The organism is Pectobacterium polonicum, from assembly GCF_005497185.1.
GTDB lineage: Bacteria > Pseudomonadota > Gammaproteobacteria > Enterobacterales > Enterobacteriaceae > Pectobacterium > Pectobacterium polonicum.
Window position 1 is genome coordinate 1 of the sequence record NZ_RJTN01000055.1, and the last position, 2,235, is coordinate 2,235.

2 protein-coding genes are annotated in these 2,235 nt (G+C 47.5%); both read left to right on the forward strand.

Translation table 11 applies throughout. From position 1 onward, the window contains the following. A partial coding sequence (locus tag EDI29_RS22535; RefSeq protein ID WP_421949926.1) for a pyocin knob domain-containing protein occupies window positions 1–829 on the forward strand: 829 nt, incomplete at its 5' end. Window positions 830–840: 11 nt separating this feature from the next. Beyond that, window positions 841–1,410 (forward strand): hypothetical protein, encoded by a 570-nt coding sequence (locus EDI29_RS22540; protein WP_137742654.1) that lies wholly within the window; start codon window positions 841–843, stop codon window positions 1,408–1,410. Window positions 1,411–2,235: the final 825 nt, after the last annotated feature.

A 2,235-nucleotide genomic window follows, 5' to 3' on the forward strand; every position in this document is an offset into this window, starting at 1 on the left:
TGTCACGCTCAATCAATATGTATTTCTGACATCAATTTCTATTTCTGCTGTGCCGAGTTTAGAAGTCGATGAAACGTACAATCTAGCTATAACGTTTACGCCCTCGAATTACACTGAACCAGTTGATTACTCGAGTAGTGAATCTCAGATTGCGGGGGTTACAAACGGGATTGTTACCGCGACCGGTGCCGGCATTGCGACAGCGAGCGTAACCGGACGCTACTCAGGAGTTACAGCATCACGTCCTGTGACTGTCACACCTAAAATTGTTGTTGAAAAATATCTACAGATTAACGAGCGACTATCTGAGATTGCCACCGCAGGAGCAATAGCTCAGTCCGCAGCGCGTAACAATCTGGGTCTGGCTGCGCTGGCAACAAAAGACGGGCTCACGGCTGCTGACGTTGGCGCAGTTCCGCAGGCCAGCACATCCCTTGGCACTGAGAATCTGAATACCGTCATATCACCTGGTCGTAAATTTCAATCACTGACGAGTAACGCAACGTTAGCGCGGAATTATCCCGTAGCGCTAGCGGGCATGTTAGATGTCATCAGAACGACCGACGCAGGCATTCGCCAGACGTTCTATCCGTATAACACGACCGAGGTGTATCACCGCTACTGCGTTGACGTGGGCACGAATCCTATCGTGTTTAGTGCGTGGGGGAAATCGGGCGGAGACTATCTGGAGAAATCCCAGAATCTGGCAGATGTGCCGGACAAACCGACCGCGCGCGATAACATGGGGGTGGGATACACGATATCGACGAGTGAACCGCCATCCAGCGCCGCAGGCTACGCAGCAGGCCATATCTTTTATCAGGTTTAGCGAGGGGTTAAATGCCAATATTTCGTGAATCCGGGGGCTCGTTTGCCCCAGTTAAACAGCTCAATATCAATGATGGCGGAACCGTCAAACGTGTTACGGCGGCGTGGATCAATGACGGCGGCGTGTTCAAAAAACTGTTTCCGACTGAACCTGTTGATATTGCCGACTCACCTATTTTTGATGCTGACAATTCTGTTAAACGCTGGTCCGGCATGACGATTTCAGCACAAAAATATTGGGGGATGGAAATCAGCATTCCTGTCATTGATGCCGCTGCGTTCGGGCAATTTACATCGAGCAATATCATTGTGACGCGGAGCGGAAACGCACAACCGGTTCAACTGCGAGCAGACAATATTACATTTGTAACAGAACGGCCGGACGGCACTGTGCAGAATGCGCTATCGCCGCCGCTCAATTCATCAACTCCGATCCGTATCGCGTGGCGCAATGATGCGCGCTGGATAACTATTCCGTATAACGCTGGGATGGTCGGCGCTGTAACAAACATCAGGATAGAAATCATCTCATCAGGGACGCTGTATTTTTACGACACGTCAGCAACACTGATTGCTGTTTGAGTTCAAATTATCATGCTGGGCATATATGGGGCAAAAAATTAGCGCAAAACAACTCACATCAGCATGCTGGCGTGTTCGTCTTGCGCTAACGCTCTGCTCTTGGCGTGTGCCATATTTGTGCCACACACAAATCAGCACCATTATACATCTTTCATCTTGTGCCATCTTCTATGCCTATGTGAATGCGGTGATGGCTTTTAAAATCAATTGGTTACACTTGGTTCTTCTGATTCGTAATGCGAAGGTCGTAGGTTCGACTCCTATTATCGGCACCATCCTACCTATTTTAACGTCTCCCTAAGTCTACTCAAACACCCTTTAAACCCTTATAATACGCGGTTTTACGGCCTTCATAGTCAATACTCGTCTACTCTCGTTGATGGGAATCTACGATTGGTTGGGGGTATCTGTGGGGGTATTCGCTGTTCGGTCTAAAGGAGATGCCCCCAAATGAAGCTCAATGCCAGACAGGTCGAGACTGCCAAGCCCAAAGATAAACTCTAGTATGTGCTTGCGATGCACGTTGGCTTGTCGTCATCAGATCAATTATTTTTCCTGTGGCGGTATAATTTTCCCTATCTGACACAAGCTGTCAGTGAGTGATATTATATTTCTGCTCAGGCGTCGGAAATGGTGGGCGTTAAGATTTTAGTTTCCGATTTTTTAGCCGTTAACTATTACTGGCAATCAACTTGAAAAATTGAGCAGAGGAAAAATAAACCTCTGTGACGCTTGTTAATGTTTTTTGAGACGGCTTTTTCTTGGACAAATAATGAAAGACAACACGAGCAAAAAATACGATCTCCTTATTGAACGTCTGTGTGA